The organism is Sphingobacterium sp. SGR-19 (assembly GCF_011043555.1).
Lineage (GTDB): Bacteria > Bacteroidota > Bacteroidia > Sphingobacteriales > Sphingobacteriaceae > Sphingobacterium.
Window position 1 is genome coordinate 40,468 of record NZ_JAAKGS010000006.1, and the last position, 24,052, is coordinate 64,519.

The following is a 24,052-nucleotide window of genomic DNA, read 5'->3' on the forward strand; positions in this document are numbered from 1 at the left end:
TACTCCTAATGGAATAGCCTGCCTCCAAAATCAAGCTCGAGGCAGAATAGGTCGTCGGAATCGCAACGTAGGAGAGTTGAAGCCCTTCAAAACATACAATACATCCTTCACAAACTTCTTGGGAAGCTGTGTTGAAACGAATGTATGTATTTCCAAGCTGTTCATTTGTATACTTATTGACTATTAACGATTACAAAAGTAAAAAATTATTTTTTTCTTTTATGCAATAGCTGCTTAGTTTTTTTATCAAAAAAATATTTATGGCGCTTCCTTCTCGCCAATCTATTAATTAGACCTCTTTTTTGATGAAAGGTTTAAAAGGAATGGCCAGACTTTAATATCACTATTTATTTCGTACTTTTGTATTGGTTTAAATTCTCCAAAAAATGGTTGGTCCAAGTATTATATTCTATATCTTTTTCGCGGTTCCTTATATCTTCTTGATGTATTGGCTAGTCAAACAGGACAAAAAGAAATACGCGTGGGGACTGGCTATAGTGACTATTATTGCGATAGTCGGTATTATTGTATCCCAAAAAGCCAGCAAGGTAGCCATTCAAAATTATAAACAGCACCAGATTGATGCCCGCGAGATTGAAAGGGAAAATCAACAGGACTCATTAAATAACCAGTAGGGCACAGTCTTCTAAAAATAGAATTAGTTACTTATAGTTCATCCGAGTGACCTGCTTGTATATTCCTTTTCGATTTATAGGGGGTTAATAGGGGGTTAGTAGGGGTATAATAGGGGTTTAATATAGATATTACCCCTATTAACCCCTTCTAATTTCCCTGTAAACTTTCACTTAAGGGATAACCTGTATATATCGAGACCAAAAGGAGTTTGATAAAATATATACGACAAATATTTTCAAAATTTGTTGGCATATAGAAAAGGGACAGCTATATATAGCTATTATATAAGTGTTATGGATGCGTATTTATTCCTTAATCCCTTCCAGTTTAAATAGAAAGGCATAATTCAGTGCGACATCTTTCAGATAATCGAACCGGCCAGAAGCCCCTCCGTGTCCATATTCCATATCCGTCTTGAATAAAACAACCTGATCATCTTTCTTTACTTCACGTAGCTTTGCTACCCATTTTGCGGGTTCGAAATATTGCACCTGGCTATCATGAAGCCCGGTAGTAACCAATAGGTTCGGATATTCCTTTGCTTCAATATTTTCATACGGTGAGTACGATTTCATATATTCATACGCAGCCTTATCATTCGGGTTCCCCCATTCATCATATTCATTCGTTGTCAATGGAATAGTCTCATCCAACATAGTATTGACCACATCCACGAAGGGAACCTGTGCTATAACACCGTTCCATAACTCGGGCGCCATGTTGATAACAGTCCCCATTAATAAACCGCCGGCACTACCGCCTTGCGCATACAGATGCTCGGAACTGGTCAGTTTTCCTGAAATCAGATATTTGGCGCAATCGATAAAATCCGTGAACGTATTTTTCTTATTCATCATTTTACCATCGTCATACCATTGCCGCCCCATCTCCTCTCCACCACGGATATGCGCAATAGCATAAGCAAAACCTCGATCCAGAAGGCTTAATCTAGATGAATTAAAAACGGGGTCCATCGACATCCCATACGAGCCGTATCCATAAAGCAGCAAGGGCGATTTCCCGTTTTTAGAAAAGCCTTTTTTGTAGACTAGCGAGATAGGAATCTGGGTGCCATCAGCTGCTATAGCAGACAAGCGTTCTGTTATATAGTTCTCTGCATCGTATCCACCGACAACCTCCTGCTGTTTCTTGAGGGTTCTCTCCTTGGTATTCATGTTATAATCATATGTCGAAGATGGGGTCACCAGCGAAGTATAGCCATAACGTACCATATCGGTATCATATTCGACATTCGTGCTTGGATACACGGTATAGGCGGCCTCTCCAAAATTCAGATAATGCTGCGTTCCGTCCCTTAAAGATCGTATCGCCATTTGTGTCAAGCCATTCTTGCGTTCTGAAATCACAATATAATCCTTAAATTCATCAATATCCGAAACGAGCACATCATCTCGGTGAGGAATAAATTCTTTCCAATGTTCTTTGGTCGTCTTATCCAACGGGCATTCCATCACCTTGAAGTTTTTTGCTCCGTCATTGGTCAAGATCAGAAACTTGTCTGCCAATGCCGTAACGGAATACAAAACCTCTTTCGTTCGAGGTTGGAAGACCTTAAAGGTACCATTCGGTTGATCAGCATCCAATATGTAAACTTCGGACGATAGTGTCCCACCCGAATAGATCATGATATGTTTTCCGTTTTTAGATTTTCCTACGCCAATATAGTTCGTATTATCTTTCTCCTCGTAGACGGCAACGTCTCCAGTCGTCCCTAAGCCTAATGTATAGCGACGGATTTTCTCGCTCAGCAAGGTAGCCGGATTTTTGGCCGTGTAGAATAACGTTTTATTATCGTTTCCCCAAATAGCATTACCCGTTGTACGATCGATCTTGTCCATTAATAATGCGCCGGTTTCGAGATTCTTCACATAAATCGTATACTCTCTTCGAGATATCGTATCTACCCCGAAGGAAAGCAATTTATTATCCGGGCTTACCGAAAAGCCACCCGCAGCGTAGTAGGCGTATCCTTCTGCCATGTCGTCCACATCGAGTAATATCTCTTCTGGCGCATCCAGACTCCCCTTCTTCCGACAGAATTTATAATATTGTTTGCCTTCTTCTGTACGCCTGTAATAATAATAGCCATTTTTAAAATAGGGAACGGACTCATCTTTCTCCTTTATTCGCCCCTTCATTTCGTTAAAAAGCTTTTCCTGCAGCTTTTCGGTATCTTTCATCATCGCTGCGGTATAGTTATTTTCCGCTTCCAGATAAGCAATCACCTCAGCAGAATCCGGACCTTTCTTAAAATAGTCGTTCATCCAATAGTAGTTGTCCACTACCGTGTCACCGTGAATGGTACGCTCATATACCTTTTTCTCTGCAACGGGGGGAGTAACACCCGGCCAAGTTGCGATCTTTTTTGTCGTGTTATCAGAACAGGATATTGCCATAGCCCCAATAATAATCATATAGTTCCAGTTTTTATGCATCGTAAGCGAGTTTAGCGATAAAGTTAATGTAAAAAGAATAGTGATTTATGTTTTTTTAACAACATCAACCCCGGAGTTACGTTATATTTGTTTCTTGACGAAATAGAAATATATGACTAGAACATTGAAACTTGTTGCTCTATTAGGTATCAGCATACTTCCATTATGGGGAAGTGCGCAGTCAAAATCGACCAATCCCCCTAATTGGTATAACCTTGATTATCAAACAGATGGCATACACGGGATAAGTACCGAAAAAGCATACGAGCTTTTAACGGGCAGAGAATCAACTCCTATCGTCGTGGGTGTGTTGGACGGTGGGATAGACTATAAACATGAAGATTTGAAGGACGTCATGTGGACAAACCCTAAAGAAGTTGCCGGAAATGGCGAAGATGATGACGGCAACGGCTACACAGACGACGTACATGGATGGAACTTTATGGGAAACGCTAATGGCGAAAATGTGCGATACGATAATCTGGAAATAACCCGTCTGATTCGTATTTATGAACCTAAATATATATCTGTACTACCCTCCACCCCACTTAGCGAAGCTGAACGCCGGGAGTTTGTAGCATACCAAAAGATGATAAGCGAATACACCAGCAAACTCGATCAGGCAAATTTCGGAAATCTTAACTACGGTAGGTTAAAGGAAGAAATTGATATTGCCATCAAAAAAATAGGCAAAGACATTAAGGAGATAACAAAAGCTGACCTTGATGCCTACAAGCCTAACACTGACCGTCAGAAGATGGCGATCCGTATGACAAAACGAGAACTTAGCGATGAAAAGAGCTTTGAAGACTTTTACAAAGAGCTGGAAGAAGGTGTGAAATACTTTCGTGCTCAAGTGGACTATCATCTAAATAAAAATTACGACCCTCGCCACATTGTCGGCGACAATTACGAAGATGCCAGCGAACGTTTCTATGGAAACGCGGATATCAAAGGCCCAGATGCAGAACATGGAACGCACGTGGCAGGTATCATCGGTGCGAAACGTCATAACGGTATTGGAATCGACGGCGTAGCGGATAATGTGCAGATTATGGGAGTACGTGTTGTACCTGACGGTGATGAGCGTGATAAGGACGTTGCAAATGGCATACGTTATGCGGTTGATAATGGAGCAAAAGTAATCAATATGAGTTTTGGAAAGGGATATGTATTTAATAAAAAGACGGTTGATGAGGCTATAAAATATGCCGAGGAAAAAGACGTGCTTATGGTACATGCCGCAGGTAATGATGCCAAAGATATCGACATCGTCAAAAATTACCCGACGAAATATTACACAGATAGTCTGGACGCCGTACTGGGTGAAGCGTCAAACTGGATTACGGTAGGAGCCACATCATCAGGGCTGGACGGTGATTTGCTGGCGGAGTTCTCCAATTTTGGATACCGTTCGGTGGATGTCTTTGCCCCCGGTGTCAAAATTAATTCTACGATGCCCGAATCTACATATAAAGAGCAAGATGGAACAAGTATGGCCGCTCCGGTGGTATCTGGCTTAGCCGCAATATTGCGTTCTTACTATCCTGAACTTACGGCCACGGAGGTAAAGGACATCATTTTGAGATCTGTAACAAAGGTAGATGAAAAGGTAAGGATAAAAGTAGACGGATCTACCAGGAAAGTTTACCTAGATGAAATTAGTGTGTCGGGCGGAATTGTGAATGCAAAAGCCGCTATTGAAGAGGCTAATCGGTATATCCGGGAAAAAAAGTAAAAAAATGTTAAATTTTATATACTATAAACTTCTATCTTGCGTTTAATAAGTACTTAATAAACAAAACGCTTATGGTAGAATTCTTTACAAAGGAACATGTTACTGAATTAAGCGAGGAAAGGGAGAGCATGGTAGAGATAGTTGATGAAATATTTGAACAAAATCTAAAATCCAATTTACAAGAATTGGCAAAAGACCCAAGCTCCAAAACCATCGAGAATATATTGAACTATTCTCGTAGCTTAAGAAAGTAAATGGCAAAGTCTCTAATAAATTTAGAGACTTTGTTTTTTTGAATATCTTTGTTCATGCTAAAGAAAGAACGGTATCAGGAATTTGTGAAGTATTTTTCGGCACACAACCCTGATGCACAAACGGAATTAAACTATAGTAATCCCTATGAACTTCTGGTTGCCGTTATACTATCCGCGCAGTGTACGGATAAGCGTATCAATCAGGTAACTCCTACTCTCTTCGAACGTTTTCCTGATGCGCCGTCATTAGCTGCCAGCACACCGGATGAAGTATTTACTTATATCCGCTCAGTTAGTTATCCCAACAACAAAGCGAAGCACCTTGTTGGGATGGCTAAAAAATTAATGGCAGAGTTTCATGGGGACGTACCGGAAAGAGTGGAAGATCTTATCAAATTGCCTGGAGTAGGAAGAAAAACTGCCAATGTTATATCTTCTGTTGTATATAACAAACCGGCCATGGCAGTGGATACACATGTCTTTCGCGTGAGCAATCGTTTGGGATTAACAAGTCGCGCCACGACACCTTTGGCTGTGGAAAAACAATTAGTCAAATATCTTCCAAAGGATACCATCGCCATCGCACATCATTGGCTTATTCTCCATGGCCGGTATATCTGTATAGCAAGACGTCCAAAATGTGAGGAATGTCCTATTACGTATTTTTGTAAGTATTTTGAAACGCATTATACGAAAGGTGCAACGAAAGATTGATAATAAAACTAAAAATATTAGCGAAATTATTTTGACTTTTCAAATTTTAAATTTACTTTTGACTAGATAATACTAAAAAAATGAGTAACGCAGATAAATTAAAAGCTTTACAGCTAACTTTAGATAAATTAGAAAAATCATACGGTAAAGGTACGATCATGAAATTAGGGGACTCAGCGGTAGAACCCATTGAGGCGATTTCTACGGGGTCTCTTGGTTTGGATATAGCACTGGGCATCGGAGGCGTACCTAAAGGACGTATTATCGAAATTTATGGGCCGGAATCGTCTGGTAAAACCACCCTTGCCACCCATATCGTTGCTGAAGCACAAAAAAAGGGAGGAATAGCGGCTATTATCGATGCGGAGCACGCTTTTGACAAGTACTACGCACAAAAACTTGGGGTTGACGTCGAAAATCTACTTATTTCCCAACCTGACAATGGCGAGCAAGCGTTGGAAATTGCCGACAATCTTATTCGCTCCGGTGCTATTGACGTCATCGTCATCGACTCTGTCGCGGCGTTGGTACCTAAAGGAGAAATCGAAGGAGAAATGGGCGACTCTAAAATGGGGCTTCAAGCGCGCTTGATGTCTCAGGCCTTACGGAAATTAACTGGAACAATCTCTAAAACCAACTGTTGCTGTATCTTTATTAACCAATTGCGGGAGAAAATTGGCGTTATGTTCGGAAACCCGGAAACAACTACCGGTGGAAATGCACTAAAATTCTATGCTTCCGTCCGTTTAGATATTCGCAGGACTTCTCAAATTAAAGACAGTGATGAAGTAGCGGGTAACCGTGTTAAAGTAAAAATTGTTAAAAATAAAGTCGCGCCACCATTCCGTTTAGCAGAATTCGACATTATGTTTGGTGAAGGAATTTCCAAAGTGGGAGAAATCATTGACCTGGGCGTGGAATATGGCATCATCAAAAAGTCTGGTTCTTGGTTTAGCTATGGCGATACGAAATTAGGACAAGGACGCGATGCGGTAAAGAACTTATTACTGGATAACCCTGATTTAAGTGATGAACTCGAAGCTAAAATCAGAACGGAAGTCAGCGGTAGTGACCTTGATGAACACGTGGCTGGAATAGAAGAATAAAAAAGCCTGAGACAATGTCTCAGGCTTTTTTTCTGTTTTATTTCGCTTCTTCATAACGTTTTGCAACGGCATCCCAATCGATAACGTTGAAAATTGCATCAAGATATGCTGGGCGTTTATTTTGATACTTCAAATAGTATGCATGCTCCCATACATCAATACCTAAAATCGGTGTACCCTGTACCTCTGCTACATCCATTAATGGGTTGTCTTGGTTTGGAGTGGAGGTTACAGCAAGCTGTCCATCTGATTTTACAATTAGCCAAGCCCATCCTGAACCAAAACGTGTAGCGCCTGCATTCTGCAGTTGTGTTTTCAATTCTGAAAATGAGCCAAAGGTCTTGTTAATAGCTTCTGCTAATCCACCGGCAGGTTCACCGCCACCATTTGCACTCAAAACAGTCCAAAAAAGCTTATGGTTAAAATGTCCACCACCATTATTACGAACAGCGGCAGGATATTTAGAGATGTTTTTGTTGATTTCTTCTAAGGATAAGTTTTCAGCATCTGTCCCTGCAATCGCTTTGTTCAAATTATCTACATAAGCTTGGTGGTGACGGTCATGGTGAATTTCCATGGTTTCTTTGTCAATGTGCGGTTCCAACGCATTGCTTGCGTATGGTAAAGCTTCTAATTCAAATGCCATAATATTCTATTTTTGATTGTTATTAATTAAGAACACGAATATAACAATTTCAAATTGGCTTAGGTTTTATTTAACGACCAAAATCTTATTTTCTTTATCTTTTATTACGAAAAAATGATTTTATCAGCTCACTACATTCCCCAGCTAGCACACCAGAAGTCACCGTTGTTTTCGGATGATAAAGATTACCATATCGAGAAGCACCTCTTTTCTCATCCGTGGTGCCATACACGATGTTGGCTATTTGTGTCCAATAAGATGCTCCTGCACACATCACACAAGGTTCTACAGTAACATATAAGGTACAATCTTTTAAATATTTCCCTCCCATATAATTCGAAGCTGCCGTAAATGCCTGCATTTCAGCATGGGCTGTCACATCGTTCAATCGCTCGGTAAGGTTATATCCTTTTCCGATAATCTTACCCTGACTGACAATTATTGCCCCAATAGGAATTTCATCTTCTTCAAAAGCCTTCTGTGCCAGTTTCAACGCTTCGCGCATGTAGGCTTCATCCGTTGCAACAGGATCGAAGTCCGCTGGTTCAAAGTTATATATTTTCATTTATTGTCTTTCTACATCAACTTCGTCCCGTTAGGAACTTTTCGTTCTATCGAGCTCAACACGATATCGCCATGCTCGTCTGGGAACCCAGTAACCAAACACTCCGACATAAAGTCTGCAATTTGTTTCTTCGGAAAATTAACGACTGCTATGACTTGCCGACCTACTAAATCGTCTTTTTTATAATGTCTGGTAATCTGCGCACTAGATTTCAATATACCTAATTCACCAAAATCGATACGCAATTGATAGGCAGGTTTACGTGCCTTCGGAAAATCCACCGCTTCCAATATAGTTCCAGCACGCAAATCTACTTTTTCAAAATCGTCCCATGTAATCAAGTCTGCCATTCTTATAGACGATTTGATTCCAAGTTTGACAGTTCTTTTGCCAACGTAAAGGTAATATACTCCTTATCACGTCTAAGTCTCTTTGCGAGGCGAGTTACCAATGCATCCTCTTCTCCGAATGTATATACTAGATCATCTGGTGTGAGGTGATTATATTTCCGACTCAACTTTATCTTCAAAACTTCCCAGTCCGAAGCGGTTATTTTTAGTACACTCATATAGTAAATATTGAAATAAATACGTTATTATTGTAGCGTATTAAAATAAACAAATATTTTTCACATGAAAAAATCTATACTTACTTTAATTTGTTTGATTGCCGCTATCGGCATCTCACAAGCACAACTATTTCCCACATTTAAAGTAGGATTAAAAGCAGGCCTGGGCTTTTCTAGTTTACGTTCGGAAGGCAGGTTCCTTAATTCAGATACGAAAACAGGTTTTCAATTGGGTGCCTGGGGCCGTGTGGGAATTGCAGGATTCCATGTACAGCCGGAAGCTTATTATGCCAGCAAAAAAGTAGGCATCGAGACCGAAGACCAAAGTGGCGATGCGACCTTCAAAAGCTTTGATGTTCCTATCTTATTAGGAACTAGGGTTGGACTCGGTCCGATAGGCGCTCGTATCCAAGCGGGTCCTGTGTTCTCTTTTGGACAAAACGAAGATATAAGCTTCACGAAGCCGGCAGAATGGACAAACTATAAGAAAAGTTCGACGGGTATCATAGGTGGTATTGGTGCCGATATCAGCAGCTTTACGGTCGACTTACGCTACGAGCACGGATTGACCAACTTGAACGAAACGGGCAATCAGAAAATAAGGATGTGGACTGTTGGAGTCGGCTTCTCTTTCTTATAGGCCTTAGAGTATAAAAATAAAATCAATAAAGAAGGCTACCCCACGTGGGTAGCCTTCTTTATTGATTAGAAACGTTCTAAATTATTTGTTTTCCCTACGACTTTGTCATATTTGTGTTTGCAAATAAATAGATTTGCGAAAATAATATATAAACATCTAGGATAATGAGTAATTCAAAGCCAGTTTTAAATTCTTCACTTGGAAGAAAACTAATCATGAGCTTGACGGGGATTTTTTTATGTCTGTTCCTGATCGTTCACTTGATTGGTAACTTGCAGCTATTTAAAAACGACGGGGGATACGCTTTCAATCAGTACGCGTATTTTATGACCCACTTTACCCCTATTAAAGTAGTATCATACTTACTTTATGCTTCCATCATTTTACATGCTATCTATGCCTTGGTTTTGACGATGAAAAACAAGGCCGCTCGTCCTATTGGCTATGCACAATTCAATGGCGCTGCAAATAGCAAATGGAATTCCCGTAATATGGGGATCTTGGGAACAATCATTCTGGTTTTCCTAGCTACGCACATGTACAACTTCTGGTGGAAATACCATAACGATCAAGTGCCTTACGTGGAATATCGCACGGATCTGGCAACAGGTGAAACTACTTTACAGGAAATACAGGCTGCTGAGTTTAATGATTATCAGGTTATCGTGGAGAACAATGTGGAGATTATAAAAGCACGTGACCTTTACAAACAAGTAGACTTCGCATTCCAGAATATCGGAATCGTAATATTCTATGTTCTCGCCATGGCTGCCTTGTCATTTCACTTGATACACGGATTCAAATCGGCGTTCCAAACGTTGGGCGTTTCCCATAAAAAATACGTACCTATCATTGAGTTTTTAGGTGTTTGGGTGTTCGGTGTCATCATTCCGATTGGTTTTGCATTGATGCCATTATATTTTTATTTCGTTAAATAATATTTTAGGATATATCTATATCTATTAAATATAAATTATTTAAAATATGTTAGATTCGAAAGTACCTGCAGGCCCATTAGCCGAGAAATGGTCAAAACATAAATTCAACATGAAGCTGGTCAATCCAGCCAACAAACGTAAGTTTACTATCATTGTGGTAGGTACCGGGTTGGCGGGAGCATCAGCAGCAGCTTCATTGGCAGAACTTGGTTACAACGTCAAAACATTCTGTTACCAAGATTCTCCGCGCCGTGCACACTCTATTGCTGCACAGGGTGGTATAAATGCTGCAAAAAACTATCAAAATGATGGCGATTCTGTTTTTCGTTTATTTTACGATACCATTAAAGGGGGAGATTATCGCGCGCGTGAAGCCAATGTATACCGCTTAGCAGAGGTTTCTGTCAATATCATAGACCAATGTGTGGCACAAGGCGTTCCTTTTGCACGCGAATATGGCGGGCTATTGGACAACCGCTCTTTTGGAGGAGCGCAAGTATCCCGCACGTTCTATGCACGTGGGCAGACAGGACAGCAATTGTTATTAGGCGCTTATTCAGCATTGAACCGTCAGATAAGAAAAGGAAAAGTCATTTCTTACACACGGCATGAAATGTTGGATTTGGTGAAAATTGACGGACATGCACGTGGTATTATCACCCGCGACATGGTAACGGGTAAAATAGAGGCACACGAAGGGCATGCTGTATTGCTGTGTACCGGAGGTTATGGAAACGTATTCTTCCTTTCGACCAATGCCATGGGATGTAACGTTACCGCCGCGTGGAGAGCGCATAAACGTGGTGCTTTCTTTGCTAACCCATGCTATACACAGATCCACCCTACCTGTATTCCAGTAACGGGCGACCACCAATCCAAGTTGACATTGATGTCGGAATCGCTTCGTAACGATGGGCGGGTCTGGGTTCCAAAGACAAAAGAACTATCTGAAAAATTACGTCAAGGGCAATTAAAGCCTGCGGATATTAAAGAAGAGCATCGTGATTACTTCCTAGAAAGAAAATATCCTTCTTTCGGTAACTTGGTACCACGTGATGTGGCATCCCGTAATGCGAAAGAAATGGTCGATGACGGTCGCGGTGTAGGTAAATCCGGTGTAGCTGTTTTCTTGGATTTCGCCGATGCTATCAAACGTTTAGGTAAAGATACGGTAGAAGCTAAATACGGTAACTTGTTCGACATGTATTACCAAATTACGGATGAAAATCCGTATGAACAGCCGATGCGTATCTATCCTGCGGTACACTACACCATGGGGGGGGTCTGGGTAGACTATAATTTGATGACGACTGTACCAGGATTGTATGCGCTCGGCGAATGTAATTTTTCTGATCATGGTGCTAACCGCTTAGGTGCATCTGCGCTTATGCAAGGTCTATCCGATGGATATTTTGTTATTCCATATACTGTAGGCGACTATCTTGCTAATTTAGGAAGCTTCGCTCCGGTTGATAAAAATAACCCCGCCTTCGAGCAAACACGTAAAGAGGTTGAAGATAAAATCAACGCGTTACTAAGCCTGAAAGGTTCCAAAACCGTCGATGACATCCACAAGAAATTGGGAAATATCATGTGGGAATACTGTGGTATGGCACGTACTGCCGAAGGTTTAACAAAAGCAAAAGGCTTGATTCAGGAATTGAAAAAAGAATTTTGGTCTGACGTGAAAGTATTGGGGGAAAACGAAGAGCTCAACATGTCTTTGGAAAAAGCTGGACGTGTAGCAGACTTCCTCGAGCTAGGGGAATTGATGGTTGATGATGCATTAAACCGTAGCGAATCATGTGGAGGACACTTCCGTCTGGAATCACAAACGGAAGAAGGAGAAGCAAAACGTGACGATGAAAACTTTACTTATGTTGCAGCCTGGGAATTTAAGGGAGATAACCAACCAGAAGCTTTACACAAGGAAGAGTTAGTTTTCGAAAACGTTAAATTAACACAAAGAAGTTATAAATAGGGAGATATTATCATGGCACAACATATGAATTTAACGCTGAAAGTTTGGCGTCAGAAAAACGATAAATCCAAAGGAAAATTCGTTACAATTCAAGCGAAAGATATAGCAGATGATATGTCTTTCTTAGAAATGCTTGATGTCGTAAACGAAGACCTCACACGCAAGGGAGAAGACCCTATATATTTTGATCATGACTGCCGTGAAGGTATTTGTGGTATGTGCTCGTTGGTTATCAACGGTCGTCCGCATGGCCCTAAATACGGTATTACGACTTGTCAGTTGCACATGCGTTCTTTCCATGATGGACAGACCATCGTCATCGAACCGTGGAGAGCAGCAGCGTTCCCTGTATTGAAGGATTTAGCTGTCGATCGTACATCGTTTGATCGTATCCAACAAGCAGGTGGGTACGTAAATGTAAACACAGGAGGAGTTCCAGATGCTAATACGATCCCTATTCCAAAGCGTATTGCGGATGAAGCTTTTGAATCAGCAACATGTATTGGTTGTGGTGCATGTGTAGCAGCATGTAAAAATGCTTCCGCCATGTTATTCGTATCAGCAAAGATTTCTCAATTTGCTTTATTGCCACAAGGCCAAACAGAACGCTATGAAAGAGCGCAAGCGATGATTGACCAAATGGATGCCGAAGGGTTTGGTAACTGCACGAATACGGGAGCTTGTGAAGCAGAATGTCCTAAAGGCATCAAATTGTCTAATATATCTCGGATGAACCGTGAATATTTTACTGCAAAATTCTTCCGTGAAGAAGATGTGCACACCCACTCTTAGACGCTACGAAACAGATAAAATAGACCGTCCCCGTTATGCGTGCATAACGGGGACTTTTTTTTATCTTTACATCCATGCTAGAGGATTGAGATGTTAACAAAGATTCGGTTTTTGCTTTTGGTTTTAACGTTATCCCTTATGGGGACAGCACTTACCATACATTTCACCATTACCGATGAAGATATGCTCGAGTTGGACGAAAAAAAGCTTACTCGGAAGATTCATTGGTATGAAGACAGAATTGATGAGATCTGGAGCGACAGCCTAATTATTAAAACTTTTCAGCACGCTGACAAGTATCCTGTGCAGCTTACAAGTATCACAACGGAGCTCGCCAACGAACATATCTTTTTTTATTTATATAACGACAACCAGATTGTCCACTGGTCGACGAATATCTACGTTCCCTTCAGTGATGTTGGATTACGCAAAAATACTTCCGTCATCCAAACAGAAAACCGTTCATTTTTAGCAAAGAAAAAAGAACTAACAAACGGAATTTCCGTACTCGCGTTGGTTCCTATAAAGCGGAACTTCGAAAATACAAACCAATTTTTAAGCAACAATTTTCTCTCCACCATCGGTGTCAACAATCTTGAAATAGCACGATATGACGACAATAAAAACATACGTAACATCTACAGTAAAGATGGCGATTATTTATTTTCAGTTAAGTTAATCGAGGGAAAGAAAGATAACCTATACATTAACTTACAATTCTTTTGTTGGGTGACAGCACTCGTTTGCTTGATTATACTAACCAATAGCGTCGCTGTCTATCTAGCTAAAAAAGAGAAAACATGGTTAGGGATAATTCTATTTGCGAGCATATTGGTGGCTATACGATATTTGGACCTAAAATCTAATTGGCTGTTCATCCATTCCAGTTTGGAGTTATTTGATCCCAAACATTATGCCTATAGTCAATTTTTACCAAACATCTGGTCTTTTTCAGTAAACACATGTGCTATGTTTTGGTTTATGTGCTTTATTACGGCCATTCAGAAGTATCTTAAAGTTCCCGCTCTTTTATCTAAAAGGACCTTTGCAGTCATTGCCTCTAGTATCGGTATTTTCTCTATATATTTTGTCGGCCATATAACTTATTATTTTCTCGGAACGCTTCTTACACATTCTCCCGTCTATGAAAATGACTTTACGAAAATATTAAACCTTGGCTTCTATGGCTGGTTATGTATCTTATTATTCAGTATAAATGTACTCACATTGGTATTGTATATTGATCGCATTGTGCAAATGGTACGCAAACTATTAAATAGCATAACGATCATACTGAATATAGAATTAATCTGTCTAGTTTTTGCTCTTATTGCTACAGCCCTTATTGGTTTTAATATTCTCTTCGGTATCCTCTTTGGCTTATTGATTTTTCTCCGAACCTACAAAGCCTATCATTTTTCATCGCCCTATCAGCTGTCCACCTTTATTTTAACTATATTATTATTTTCCGCCATTTCAGTCATCTCTTACAATCATTATAATGAGATAAAAAAAGTGAATAGAATGGAACAGGGAATCGCCCATCTATTGGCAGAAGATGATGTAAACGCAGTTTCGCTATTTATTGATCTGGAAAAGAATATTTTAAATGATTATAGATTAAGTAAGCTGTTCAGCCTACACGATAGTATTCCTGATATACCTTATATCACAGATTATATCAAAACAAGATATATGAGTGGTTATCTGTCAAGATTTGAATTTCAAGCTTTCTATTACGATAACGAGGGTATACCTTTGGAGAACTATACCGTAGACAAACCTGCAGAATACCGTGAGAACGTTATTAAGAGTGCCATTAAAATTCCTTTTACTACGAACTTCTATCGTTTGCGTAGTGAACTGGGAACACACGAATATTTTACTCACCTTTCTATTCCTTACGAGAGCAATCCCGAGAAGTTTCATCATATATATCTTAATCTAAAGAATCTATCTTATAGCACATCGCTTCCGTACCCAGAAGTACTGGCAGATAACGGTGCTACAGCTTGGCAATTTGATTCGTTTGAGGACAATTCTTATGCGCTATATAAAGGGAATAACCTAGTGACGCAATATGGTAACTACAACTATACGGAAAACGATTTAAGAATCCCCAATAAATTAAGGCAATATATACCTCTGGAGGAAAATGACAGCTATTACCATCTGGCCTATAAACCAGATCCATATACAACTATTGTCTTAAGTAAGCAAAAAGCGTCTCTTTGGGAATATCTGGCATTAGCGTCTATTATCTTCATCCTTTTACTGATTTCTTTCGGTTTATTTAATCTTACCAATTATCTCATCAGAACCTTTTTCAGTATATCTTTTCGATGGAACAGAATTCAATATCACTTTCGTATCCTACTTAACAATATTCAATATAGTACACGGATCCAGGCTTTGGTTAGTATGTCTGTCCTGTTGGGGACATTGATATCAGGAGCGGTTGCTTTTATCAGTTTAAACAGGCAGTTGGAAGAAACGACAACCAATAATCGATTAAAGGAAATCGCGGAAATTACCAAAAAGATTGAAAATTATATGGCTAGTAGCCAAACTCGGGAGGGATTTAATGAGAAAATCGTGGATATGCTCAAAGAAATGGCTCCTTCTACCATGACTAATTTCAACTTATACGATAGATCTGGAAAACTGCTTTACTCTTCACAGCAACGTATTTTTGACCTTAAGCTTATATCAGAATTTATAAACCCTGTAGCTTTGAACAAACTATCCGTGCTGCGAAAATCTGAAGCCTATGAACGAGAACGCATTTCCAATTTTTGGTTTTCTTCTGTATATGCTGCTATTAAATACGAAGATTATACAACAGCTGCTTACCTACACATACCGTATTATACGACCGAAAAAGACGCGGCAAACAACAAAAATTTGCTATTAAACACCATTTTAAATATCTACACATTCATTATTATCTTGTTTGGCTTTATTGCTGTGACACTGTCTCGAAAAATAACCAAACCATTGGATATTGTACGAATGAAGTTGGCAGAAACGCAATTATCCAACAAGATTAACGAACCACTATATTGGGACAGAAACGACGAAATTGGGATGCTGATCAAGGAATATAATCACATGTTGATTAAGCTGGAAGAGAGCGCTAAACAGTTGCGGGACGTGGAACGAGAAACTGCTTGGCGCGAGATGGCAAAACAGGTAGCACATGAGATTAAAAATCCCCTCACGCCAATGAAGCTGGGCATCCAGCAGTTGATCCGTTCCTATCAAGAAAATGATAGCCGCTTCGAAGAGCGTTTCCAACGTATATCCACTTCTATTATCGAACAAATTGATATTTTATCAAAAATCGCAACGGAGTTTTCTGCTTTTGCAAAATTACCAGAGACAAGTCTTGAGAAAATTGATCTCACTGCGAAAATCCGCAAAGCTATTAATCTTTTTAGCAATACAGGCAATACTTCCATCATTTTAATCAATGAGACAACAGACAACTCCGTATTCGTGCTAGGCGACCGTGATCAATTTTTGAGGGCATTTAATAATTTACTGAAAAATGCTATAGAAGCGAGTTTAGGTAGAAAGAAAATTAAAATTAATATCATTTTGCGTTATACAGACGTCGATTCCGTAGAAATCTTGATTCAGGATAACGGTTTTGGTATCCCGCAAGATGTTATTCCTAGAATATTTAGGCCTAATTTCACGACAAAAAGCTCGGGAACCGGATTAGGGTTAGCTTTTGTGAAACAGACAGTAACAGGGATAGGTGGAAAAATTGAATTTATGACCCAGGCCAATATTGGAACCACCTTTGTTATAACTTTACCTCTTTATAAAGGGTAATAAGAGAGATGGGACTACTGATTACTTTAAAACAACGCTGGCGCGTCCCATGATCGCATTATCATTATACAGCAATACGGTATAGGCTCCTTTTTTGAATTTTTCTTGCGCCCAAAGTAACTGATACTCCTCACCATTGTTAGTAAAGTTAATTGTTTCCTTAAATGTGTATTGTAATTTCTCGCCATGCACATAAAACATATTATTGGCATCACCAAATAAATTACCCGATGGGTCTATAACACGTACAAATACTTCTTTATCTCCTTTGGGTGTTAACGTGTTATCTGCTACAGAAAATAGAACTTGCAACTGATCCACTCTACGAGCACGAGATTCTGTTTCAATTTTCCCTTTTTTTGAAACAGAAATTCCATTCACTTGGATATTGGAAACTTTTAAAGCCGAAGCGACATTGACTTTGTCCTTTAATACCATATTTTCTTGGGATAGAGTCGTTACCTTTTTATCTGTTGTAGATACCCTTCTAGTAAGTGTTTGGTTTTCTTTTTGAAGAATCTCATTTCTAGCTTTTAATTCATTAAGTGCAAGGCGTAATACAGATACATCTCCCTTTAACTGCGCAACTTCCCTAGCTGCCAATAGCATATCTTCGTCGGAAATCGTTTGATTTTCAAGCTTCGTCCGCAATTCACTGATAGCCTCTCGTGCCCGTATCTCGGAGGCCTGCATCACCGAATCCACACCTGTTACTTTCAAGGCAACAAGATTATCCAACTCCGCCTCTATCCGATCGATTTCAATCTGTAAATCCTGTTTCTGTATAGCTATCGTATAGAGTTTTTCTCCAGACGATTTGAATTTCACATAAAAATAAACATTGGTCGCAAGCAAAGCTGCAATCGCTATAATGAAAAAATAAATCTTCGAATTACTTTTTTTAGACGGCTCTTCCGGATATTTTTTGGGTACGTCAAGCGACCCCGTTTCATCCATATCTTGTTGTTTATACATCTTTTTCACATAAATGCCGTAAAGTCATTGTTATTTCTACGTTAACATCACAAAAACTATTCCAATTGGAAATAGGGAGAAAGAGTAAAGAATAAGTGCTTTATTCAAAATAATTTAGGATGGTAAACCCTCCCCTTTTTAAATACTCCTCTTTGCGCATCAGTTGCAGATCATTGTCTACCATCTCCTTCACCAACATAGGCAAAGTGTATTTTGGAGTCCAACCAAGTTTATTTTTTGCTTTTGACGGATCACCAATTAGCAAGTCAACCTCTGTAGGACGAAAATACTGCGGATCGACTTTCACAACAGTCTGTCCCAATTTTATATACTCAACAGGAATATTCATTCGGTTCAGTATTTCCTCATCCCGATCGATGATTACACCTTTTTCGAGCGTATCCTTACCGCTAAATTCGATTTCTATTCCTACTTCTGCAAATGCCATACGCACGAAATCCCTAACGGTAGTCGTCACACCTGTCGCAATAACATAGTCTTCCGGTTGCTGCTGTTGCAAAATCAACCACATAGCCTCCACATAGTCCTTAGCATGACCCCAATCCCGCTGTGCCGATAAATTACCCAAAAACAACTTCTCCTGCAAACCTAGCGCTATCTTCGCCACTGCTCTTGTGATTTTTCTCGTAACAAACGTTTCTCCACGCACCGGACTTTCATGATTAAATAAAATACCGTTACATGCAAACATATCGTATGCCTCGCGGTAGTTTACAGTAATCCAATACCCATACAACTTGGCCACAGCATAGGGGCTACGTGGATAAAACGGAGTCTTTTCACTCTGCGGGACTTCCTGTACCAACCCGTAAAGTTCAGACGTAGAAGCTTGGTATATCCTTGTCTTTTTAGTCAATCCTAGCAAGCGGACGGCATCTAAAATCCGAAGGGCACCGATTCCGTCTGCATTTGCTGTATATTCCGGCGTATCGAAACTCACTTTAACATGGGATTGCGCAGCTAAATTATATATTTCATCCGGCTGGATTTCTTGAATAATCCGAATCAAATTACTGGAATCCGTTAAATCCCCATAATGGAGTATAAAATTGCGTTCGCTTGCGTGTGGATCTTGATAAAGATGGTCAATACGGTCGGTATTAAATAGAGAAGAACGCCTCTTTAGACCATGGACAATATAGCCTTTCTTTAATAAAAATTCAGCTAAATAGGCTCCGTCCTGACCAGTAATACCGGTAATTAAGGCTATTTTGGTTTTATTTGTATCCATAATTTTTCGTAATTCGTGATTCGTGATTCGTGACAGTTACGAAAAACGAACCACGAGTTCCGATTTAGTCTTGTACGCGCGAGAAATTAAACACCAGATTTCCTGTTCCGTTGTCTAAAGGAATAGGCATACGCATCACCAAAGATTGTCCATCGGAGTAAGAAAGATCTAAACGATAACCTGTCGTTACATTTCTAGCTCTCTCACCCGAGTATATTTTCTTAAATTGGAATTGCGGGTGTAAGTCATCATTTGTGATATCGTATACTGACCATACTATGTTGCGCACAGCACCATCGGCACAAAGTGTCCCAGAAGCGTTGAAAGCAATACTACCTTGGTAGTTACCACCAGGAAGAGTCCACACACTGCCGATAAAACAATCAACCGGTGCCTCATCAAAAATATTTTTAATCGTATAAGCAGCCGGAATATCTTCGCGGTCTACCGAATTTAACACCCATTTACCCTTTAAGCCGTTTCGCCACTCACGAGCAGACGGGCCGTCACTACCTAGAGACGAACCAGCTCCAGCAGAAGATTTTCTTTGAGCTCCACACGATGTCAAAACCATCACAAGGGTAAAGATTGCACATACGGATAATATATGTTTTCGCATAATATAAAAATTAGTTTTCTTATTTGAGTCTATTCGCAAACTTAGATAAAATGCTCCGCATTCACGAATACGTTATGGCAAAAAATCACCATGAGTAATTCATTTTCCGAATCTCCGCACCCATCAGGTTTTTTTTTTGCGGAAATATAATAACTTTGCATTGAATGAGTTCACCCAAAAATCATACCATAAGCAAAATCGTCGCAAAAGCCGTTCTGCGGATAACTATTATCCTCATCGCATTTCCTGTAATTGTCTATTTCACAAATCCCGAGGTAATGTCGCAGCGCGTTTTCTTTCCACATAGATGGGCGATCCTATTTCCCATTTTGTTACTTCTAATTTTTATTGCGCTCTTGATACCCATATTGCGAGATAAATATACCAAGATGGAGTTTAACTGGCTCTTTTCATTAGCCGGCATCTTTGTATGTTTGTATCTTGTTTTATTCTATACGCGTATTTTATCCATTTTGTGACGACGGTAACTTTGATTACCTATGCCCATAACTTGTACCATGAAGAAAAGTAGATCCTGGACGTACGTTAAAAATATTTTTAAGATACTCATCACCGTAGCGGCTATCTATTGGGTTTCTCAAAAAATATCGTTCATCGAACTCAAGAGCGCGCTGGAAGAATGCAATCCGTTATACCTATTCCTGGCTTTATTATCTTATGCTATATCCCAGCTGGTTGCATCGTCCCGATTAAATAGCTTTTTGAAAGTAATAGGGTTGGATATTAGTGAACGATATAATTTAAGACTCTATCAAGTCGGTCTGCTCTACAATTTCTTCTTACCGGGCGGGATTGGGGGAGACGGTTACAAGATATATTTTTTGAAAAAGCATTACGCAGTCCGGGGAAGAAGAGTATTGACCGCCGTATTTTTTGATCGGCTAAGTGGTCTGTGGGCTTTATCGATTATAACTGGATGCCTTATCATGTTTATGCCGCGACTATCTATACCGAATATAGTTACGGTTAGCGTGCTTATAATAGGCACTGCGACTTACCTTTATTTTTTACAACTTTTTTTCAAAGAGTTCCTATCGAAGTTTATCATTACCCATCTCAAAGCACTTACCGTACAAAGCTTTCAGACGTTAAGCGCGATCGCTATATTATATGCACTGGGCTTTGATGGCAAGTTCTCTCCTTATTTATTAATTTTTTTGGTGTCCTCATTGGTCGCTATTGTACCGTCTATGCTCGGAGGGGCGGGCCTACGCGAATCACTCATGGCTTTTGGAGCAGAATATTTTCAGCTTGACCCTCACTTGGCGGTTTTAGTGAGTTTACTTTTTTATATTATTTCACTGCTCGTAGCATCTTCAGGTCTTTATTATATCTTGAGACCGGAACGTTTGGGCATCAATAAACTACCTTCAGCGGAAGAAGTAGAAGAAGAATTAGAAAACGAAGAATAAATTATGGCAAATATTATTATTACGGGAGCGAGTAGTGGGATCGGCTTTGAGGCAGTTTTGGATTTGACCGCAAGCAAGGAAAACAATGTCATTGCATTGGCTCGCTCCGCAGATAAGTTACGTAAACTCCATGAAATTTCCACGTCGCTTAACCCCGAGGGAGGCAAGCTTTACCCAGCCCAGTTCGACATCGTTTATGACAATTACCGCGAATCTTTAGTCCCTTTCATTCAATCCAAGTTTGAAACAGTAGATATTCTAGTCAACAACGCCGGTATATTGATCAATAAACCCTTTCTCGATACCTCTTTGGAGGAGTTTGCGCAAGTACTACAAACCAATTTGCTCGGACATATTAACATGATCAGGCATATAGCACCACTCATGAAAAACGGGGGACACATTGTCAATATAGGAAGTATGGGCGGTTTCCAAGGCTCCTCAAAATTTATAGGCCTTTCTGCTTACTCCACAAGCAAAGGAGCATTGGCTACATTGACAGAATGCCTAGCAGAAGAATTTAAAGAGCAGAACATCAAAGTGAATTGTTTAGCATTAGGCTCTTCGCAGACGGAGATGTTTGAAGAAGCCTTTCCCGGTATAGAGGCGGGCACGCTGGCTTTTGAAATGGGACGCTATATAGCCGATTTTGCACAAAACGGCCATAAATACTATAACGGAAAAATATTACCGGTTGCTAATACAACTCCGTAATTAAATCTCTTTTATCCACTGTGCCAGATCCGATAGCACTTGCTCATTAAAAGTTTCTTCAATATCAATGTATTCTGAAACGGCACCTGTTTCGGCTTTTTGAAATAGATGATTCAATCCGTCATATGCTTTTAGAAAATTCTTCTCATTTCTGGGCAGATGATCAGTCAAGCTCTCTAAATTAGGTGCGAAAGGTACCTGCACGTCTTTTGTTCCAAAGGCGGCAAACACCGGAACATCGATTCTTTTGATAAACGGAACGGGATCTATACGCATAAAATAACGATAGGCCGGTAATACCATCATTTTTATTTCGTTTTTTTGGCTATCGGAAAGATCAGGTAATGGCGACGACATGTTTTCCAAAATCTGGCGGTACGCATGCTCATCACCTAAATCACTTTTTACCGTAGCGAAATTTCGACGATTTACTTCTTTTGCTTCCCGAAGTTCTTCAGCAGACATCCCCATAACTTTCCCGATCTCATAGGCCTGCAACACCATCAGCGAATCAATGGGTATCGCGGGAGCTCCTAAAAGACCTATAAAACCAACGTCAGCAGAAGATTCTCCAGCAATAAGTTCTGCAATAAGCGCTCCTTCACTATGTCCAATAATCCCCACTCGTGCGGGGTCTACTCTTTCTTGTTTTTGCAAAAACCCTACCGCAGCAATAACATCACGACTGAAATCACCTATTGTGCTTTTTGGATAGTTTCCGGTAGAAGCACCGATGCCACGTTCGTCATACCTCAACACGACAATACCTTGCTTTGTTAGATAATCGGCGATCACTTTAAAAGGTTTATGCCCCATGATTGTCTCGTCTCGATCCTGCGGCCCGCTCCCACTAACCAAGACAACAGCCGGTAATTTTTCGCCTTCACGAGGCGTTGTAATGGTTCCCGCCAGTTTAACATTATCGTATTCACTGGAAAACGTAACATTTAATGTATCATAACTATACGGTGGCTCGGGCAGTTGTGGTCTCCGCCGTTTTGCGAGCGTATTCTCCGCTTTCGATAGACACATCGGAAATGTCATACCGTTTTGGGATACAACGCCTTCAATAAGTTCATTTGTTAACAACTTACCGTTATAGGTTAAGCCAATCGAAGCAATAGCTATCGATATGGAATCCTGCTCGATGTGGATTGCATTGACAGGAAGTTTAGCGTCTCCCTGCGCCGGGCTCTCCATCGTCCCTTTCCATGCCGAGGTGTTCTCCAAATGGAAAACAAGTGGTAGAGCAACACCCTGTACTTTTAGTTCCCCTTGCCAAGTTCCCTCAAATTTTTGCCCATATCCAAAACAGGATTGGAGCAACAGTAAGCTTAAAATAATAATATGCCTCATGTAATTTGATTCTTCCCTCCTCTACCAAAACGGATGCCAACCTTTCCCCAAACTCATCCAATAATAGTATATTTGCAAAATTTTAGTCAAATGAGAAAAGCACTTGGTTATATACTTACGTCTCTATTTTATATCTGCTTTGCTGTGTCATTGCTAATTTTTCATCCCATTCAATGGCTTTGTTTTAAGCTTGGCGGATATGCTGCGCACAAAAAAAGCGTCGATCTTTTAAATGGTTTTTTGGTTGCCTGTAACTACACGCTATTTAATCGAACAAGATTTATCGATAACAAAAGCATTCCGACGGGAAGACCGATTATTTTTGTTGCCAATCACCAAAGTACATTTGACATTCCTCCCATGATATATTTTTTACGGCGGTTCCACGGAAAATTCATTTCCAAAATTGAATTGGCCAAAGCAGGAATCCCAAGCATATCATACAATCTAGTACATGGTGGCGCAGCGAACATAGATCGTAAAGACCCAAAGCAATCTATTGCCGAAATTTTAAAACTGGCTAACAACATGAAAACCAAAAACTGGTCAGCTTTTATTTTTCCAGAAGGAACGCGCACAAAAACAGGTAAAATGAAAGCTTTTTCTGTAGGAGGAATCGCGACCCTTTTGAAAAAGAACCCCAATGCACTCGTAGTTCCCATTGCTATTAAAGGCTCTTATTTAATGGTAAAATACGGGATGTTTCCATTACGCCCCTTCACCTCCATGAGCTGGGAAGTATTAAACCCGTTGGATACGACCGGGCTGAATGCTGAGGAGATTGTCAAGAAAGCTGAAGAGGTTATCAAAGAAAAAGTAGAAGCTTAAT

General features: G+C 40.1%; 21 protein-coding genes. 12 read left to right on the plus strand and 9 right to left on the minus strand.

The genetic code is table 11. The features are described 5' to 3' along the window. The first annotated feature begins 386 nt into the window (after positions 1–386). Entirely contained in the window at positions 387–635 is a 249-nt protein-coding gene (locus G5B43_RS12205) for a hypothetical protein (protein WP_165295035.1), read from the plus strand. A 306-nt stretch (positions 636–941) separates the two neighbouring features. On the opposite strand, the gene G5B43_RS12210 is transcribed toward G5B43_RS12205, so the two are convergent. Next, the gene (locus G5B43_RS12210; protein ID WP_240904857.1) at positions 942–3,071 is read right to left on the minus strand and encodes a S9 family peptidase; all 2,130 of its coding nucleotides are present in this window, start codon (positions 3,069–3,071) and stop codon (positions 942–944) included. A 133-nt stretch (positions 3,072–3,204) separates the two neighbouring features. Between G5B43_RS12210 and G5B43_RS12215 the strand changes: the two genes are divergently transcribed. The 3 genes from G5B43_RS12215 to recA all read left to right on the plus strand — a co-directional run bounded on the left by G5B43_RS12215 (position 3,205) and on the right by recA (position 6,904). Next, entirely contained in the window at positions 3,205–4,830 is a 1,626-nt protein-coding gene (locus G5B43_RS12215; RefSeq protein ID WP_165295037.1) for a S8 family peptidase, read from the plus strand. A gap of 308 nt (positions 4,831–5,138) precedes the next feature. Continuing rightward, positions 5,139–5,798: an endonuclease III gene (gene nth / locus G5B43_RS12220; RefSeq protein ID WP_165295038.1), complete on the plus strand. Its 660-nt coding sequence runs from the start codon at positions 5,139–5,141 to the stop codon at positions 5,796–5,798. Positions 5,799–5,878: 80 nt separating this feature from the next. After that, positions 5,879–6,904, plus strand: a complete 1,026-nt coding sequence (recA, locus tag G5B43_RS12225; protein WP_165295039.1) for a recombinase RecA — start codon at positions 5,879–5,881, stop codon at positions 6,902–6,904. A gap of 37 nt (positions 6,905–6,941) precedes the next feature. On the opposite strand, the gene G5B43_RS12230 is transcribed toward recA, so the two are convergent. From G5B43_RS12230 to G5B43_RS12245, 4 genes are all read right to left on the minus strand, one after another. Then, positions 6,942–7,550 (minus strand): superoxide dismutase, encoded by a 609-nt coding sequence (locus tag G5B43_RS12230; protein ID WP_165295040.1) that lies wholly within the window; start codon positions 7,548–7,550, stop codon positions 6,942–6,944. 94 nt (positions 7,551–7,644) lie between these two features. Continuing rightward, positions 7,645–8,115 (minus strand): nucleoside deaminase, encoded by a 471-nt coding sequence (locus G5B43_RS12235; RefSeq protein ID WP_165295041.1) that lies wholly within the window; start codon positions 8,113–8,115, stop codon positions 7,645–7,647. Between the two features lie 11 nt (positions 8,116–8,126). Further along, positions 8,127–8,465 carry a tRNA-binding protein gene (locus tag G5B43_RS12240; protein WP_165295042.1) on the minus strand — a complete coding sequence of 113 codons (339 nt, stop codon included), beginning with the start codon at positions 8,463–8,465 and terminating at the stop codon, positions 8,127–8,129. Between the two features lie 2 nt (positions 8,466–8,467). Further along, positions 8,468–8,683 (minus strand): hypothetical protein, encoded by a 216-nt coding sequence (locus G5B43_RS12245; protein WP_165295043.1) that lies wholly within the window; start codon positions 8,681–8,683, stop codon positions 8,468–8,470. 64 nt (positions 8,684–8,747) lie between these two features. On the opposite strand from G5B43_RS12245, the gene G5B43_RS12250 reads away from it, so the two are divergent. From G5B43_RS12250 to G5B43_RS12270, 5 genes are all read left to right on the plus strand, one after another. After that, positions 8,748–9,323 carry a porin family protein gene (locus G5B43_RS12250; RefSeq protein WP_165295044.1) on the plus strand — a complete coding sequence of 192 codons (576 nt, stop codon included), beginning with the start codon at positions 8,748–8,750 and terminating at the stop codon, positions 9,321–9,323. A 164-nt stretch (positions 9,324–9,487) separates the two neighbouring features. Further along, a complete protein-coding gene (locus G5B43_RS12255) occupies positions 9,488–10,261 on the plus strand; it encodes a succinate dehydrogenase cytochrome b subunit (protein ID WP_165295045.1) in 774 nt (257 codons plus the stop codon). 46 nt (positions 10,262–10,307) lie between these two features. Then, on the plus strand, positions 10,308–12,242 hold the full coding sequence (locus G5B43_RS12260) for a fumarate reductase/succinate dehydrogenase flavoprotein subunit (protein WP_165295046.1): 1,935 nt from the start codon (positions 10,308–10,310) through the stop codon (positions 12,240–12,242). A 12-nt stretch (positions 12,243–12,254) separates the two neighbouring features. Continuing rightward, positions 12,255–13,034 carry a succinate dehydrogenase/fumarate reductase iron-sulfur subunit gene (locus G5B43_RS12265; RefSeq protein WP_206367344.1) on the plus strand — a complete coding sequence of 260 codons (780 nt, stop codon included), beginning with the start codon at positions 12,255–12,257 and terminating at the stop codon, positions 13,032–13,034. A gap of 138 nt (positions 13,035–13,172) precedes the next feature. Beyond that, positions 13,173–16,874: an ATP-binding protein gene (locus G5B43_RS12270; protein WP_165295047.1), complete on the plus strand. Its 3,702-nt coding sequence runs from the start codon at positions 13,173–13,175 to the stop codon at positions 16,872–16,874. A 21-nt stretch (positions 16,875–16,895) separates the two neighbouring features. On the opposite strand, the gene G5B43_RS12275 is transcribed toward G5B43_RS12270, so the two are convergent. From G5B43_RS12275 to G5B43_RS12285, 3 genes are all read right to left on the minus strand, one after another. Continuing rightward, a complete protein-coding gene (locus tag G5B43_RS12275) occupies positions 16,896–17,849 on the minus strand; it encodes an ATG16 family protein (RefSeq protein ID WP_240904858.1) in 954 nt (317 codons plus the stop codon). A 100-nt stretch (positions 17,850–17,949) separates the two neighbouring features. Continuing rightward, positions 17,950–19,101, minus strand: coding sequence for a GDP-mannose 4,6-dehydratase (gene gmd, locus G5B43_RS12280; protein ID WP_165295048.1), 1,152 nt, complete (start codon positions 19,099–19,101; stop codon positions 17,950–17,952). Positions 19,102–19,165: 64 nt separating this feature from the next. Beyond that, on the minus strand, positions 19,166–19,720 hold the full coding sequence (locus G5B43_RS12285) for a hypothetical protein (protein ID WP_165295049.1): 555 nt from the start codon (positions 19,718–19,720) through the stop codon (positions 19,166–19,168). Between the two features lie 518 nt (positions 19,721–20,238). Between G5B43_RS12285 and G5B43_RS12290 the strand changes: the two genes are divergently transcribed. Next, positions 20,239–21,153, plus strand: a complete 915-nt coding sequence (locus G5B43_RS12290) for a lysylphosphatidylglycerol synthase transmembrane domain-containing protein (RefSeq protein WP_165295050.1) — start codon at positions 20,239–20,241, stop codon at positions 21,151–21,153. 3 nt (positions 21,154–21,156) lie between these two features. Next, entirely contained in the window at positions 21,157–21,867 is a 711-nt protein-coding gene (locus tag G5B43_RS12295) for an SDR family NAD(P)-dependent oxidoreductase (protein ID WP_165295051.1), read from the plus strand. Here the strand turns inward: G5B43_RS12295 and G5B43_RS12300 are convergent, their stop codons facing one another. Continuing rightward, a complete protein-coding gene (locus G5B43_RS12300) occupies positions 21,868–23,223 on the minus strand; it encodes an alpha/beta hydrolase family protein (protein WP_165295052.1) in 1,356 nt (451 codons plus the stop codon). A gap of 90 nt (positions 23,224–23,313) precedes the next feature. On the opposite strand from G5B43_RS12300, the gene G5B43_RS12305 reads away from it, so the two are divergent. Next, positions 23,314–24,051: a lysophospholipid acyltransferase family protein gene (locus tag G5B43_RS12305; RefSeq protein WP_165295053.1), complete on the plus strand. Its 738-nt coding sequence runs from the start codon at positions 23,314–23,316 to the stop codon at positions 24,049–24,051. The last annotated feature ends 1 nt before the right edge of the window (position 24,052 follow it).

Coding starts and splice junctions, on each gene's coding strand:
- G5B43_RS12205 (WP_165295035.1), top strand. CDS start 387: ATGGTTGGTCCAAGTATTATATTCTATATCTTTTTCGCGGTTCCTTAT.
- G5B43_RS12210 (WP_240904857.1), bottom strand. CDS start 3,071: ATGATTATTATTGGGGCTATGGCAATATCCTGTTCTGATAACACGACA.
- G5B43_RS12215 (WP_165295037.1), top strand. CDS start 3,205: ATGACTAGAACATTGAAACTTGTTGCTCTATTAGGTATCAGCATACTT.
- nth (WP_165295038.1), top strand. CDS start 5,139: ATGCTAAAGAAAGAACGGTATCAGGAATTTGTGAAGTATTTTTCGGCA.
- recA (WP_165295039.1), top strand. CDS start 5,879: ATGAGTAACGCAGATAAATTAAAAGCTTTACAGCTAACTTTAGATAAA.
- G5B43_RS12230 (WP_165295040.1), bottom strand. CDS start 7,550: ATGGCATTTGAATTAGAAGCTTTACCATACGCAAGCAATGCGTTGGAA.
- G5B43_RS12235 (WP_165295041.1), bottom strand. CDS start 8,115: ATGAAAATATATAACTTTGAACCAGCGGACTTCGATCCTGTTGCAACG.
- G5B43_RS12240 (WP_165295042.1), bottom strand. CDS start 8,465: ATGGCAGACTTGATTACATGGGACGATTTTGAAAAAGTAGATTTGCGT.
- G5B43_RS12245 (WP_165295043.1), bottom strand. CDS start 8,683: ATGAGTGTACTAAAAATAACCGCTTCGGACTGGGAAGTTTTGAAGATA.
- G5B43_RS12250 (WP_165295044.1), top strand. CDS start 8,748: ATGAAAAAATCTATACTTACTTTAATTTGTTTGATTGCCGCTATCGGC.
- G5B43_RS12255 (WP_165295045.1), top strand. CDS start 9,488: ATGAGTAATTCAAAGCCAGTTTTAAATTCTTCACTTGGAAGAAAACTA.
- G5B43_RS12260 (WP_165295046.1), top strand. CDS start 10,308: ATGTTAGATTCGAAAGTACCTGCAGGCCCATTAGCCGAGAAATGGTCA.
- G5B43_RS12265 (WP_206367344.1), top strand. CDS start 12,255: ATGGCACAACATATGAATTTAACGCTGAAAGTTTGGCGTCAGAAAAAC.
- G5B43_RS12270 (WP_165295047.1), top strand. CDS start 13,173: ATGGGGACAGCACTTACCATACATTTCACCATTACCGATGAAGATATG.
- G5B43_RS12275 (WP_240904858.1), bottom strand. CDS start 17,849: ATGTATAAACAACAAGATATGGATGAAACGGGGTCGCTTGACGTACCC.
- gmd (WP_165295048.1), bottom strand. CDS start 19,101: ATGGATACAAATAAAACCAAAATAGCCTTAATTACCGGTATTACTGGT.
- G5B43_RS12285 (WP_165295049.1), bottom strand. CDS start 19,720: ATGCGAAAACATATATTATCCGTATGTGCAATCTTTACCCTTGTGATG.
- G5B43_RS12290 (WP_165295050.1), top strand. CDS start 20,239: ATGAAGAAAAGTAGATCCTGGACGTACGTTAAAAATATTTTTAAGATA.
- G5B43_RS12295 (WP_165295051.1), top strand. CDS start 21,157: ATGGCAAATATTATTATTACGGGAGCGAGTAGTGGGATCGGCTTTGAG.
- G5B43_RS12300 (WP_165295052.1), bottom strand. CDS start 23,223: ATGAGGCATATTATTATTTTAAGCTTACTGTTGCTCCAATCCTGTTTT.
- G5B43_RS12305 (WP_165295053.1), top strand. CDS start 23,314: ATGAGAAAAGCACTTGGTTATATACTTACGTCTCTATTTTATATCTGC.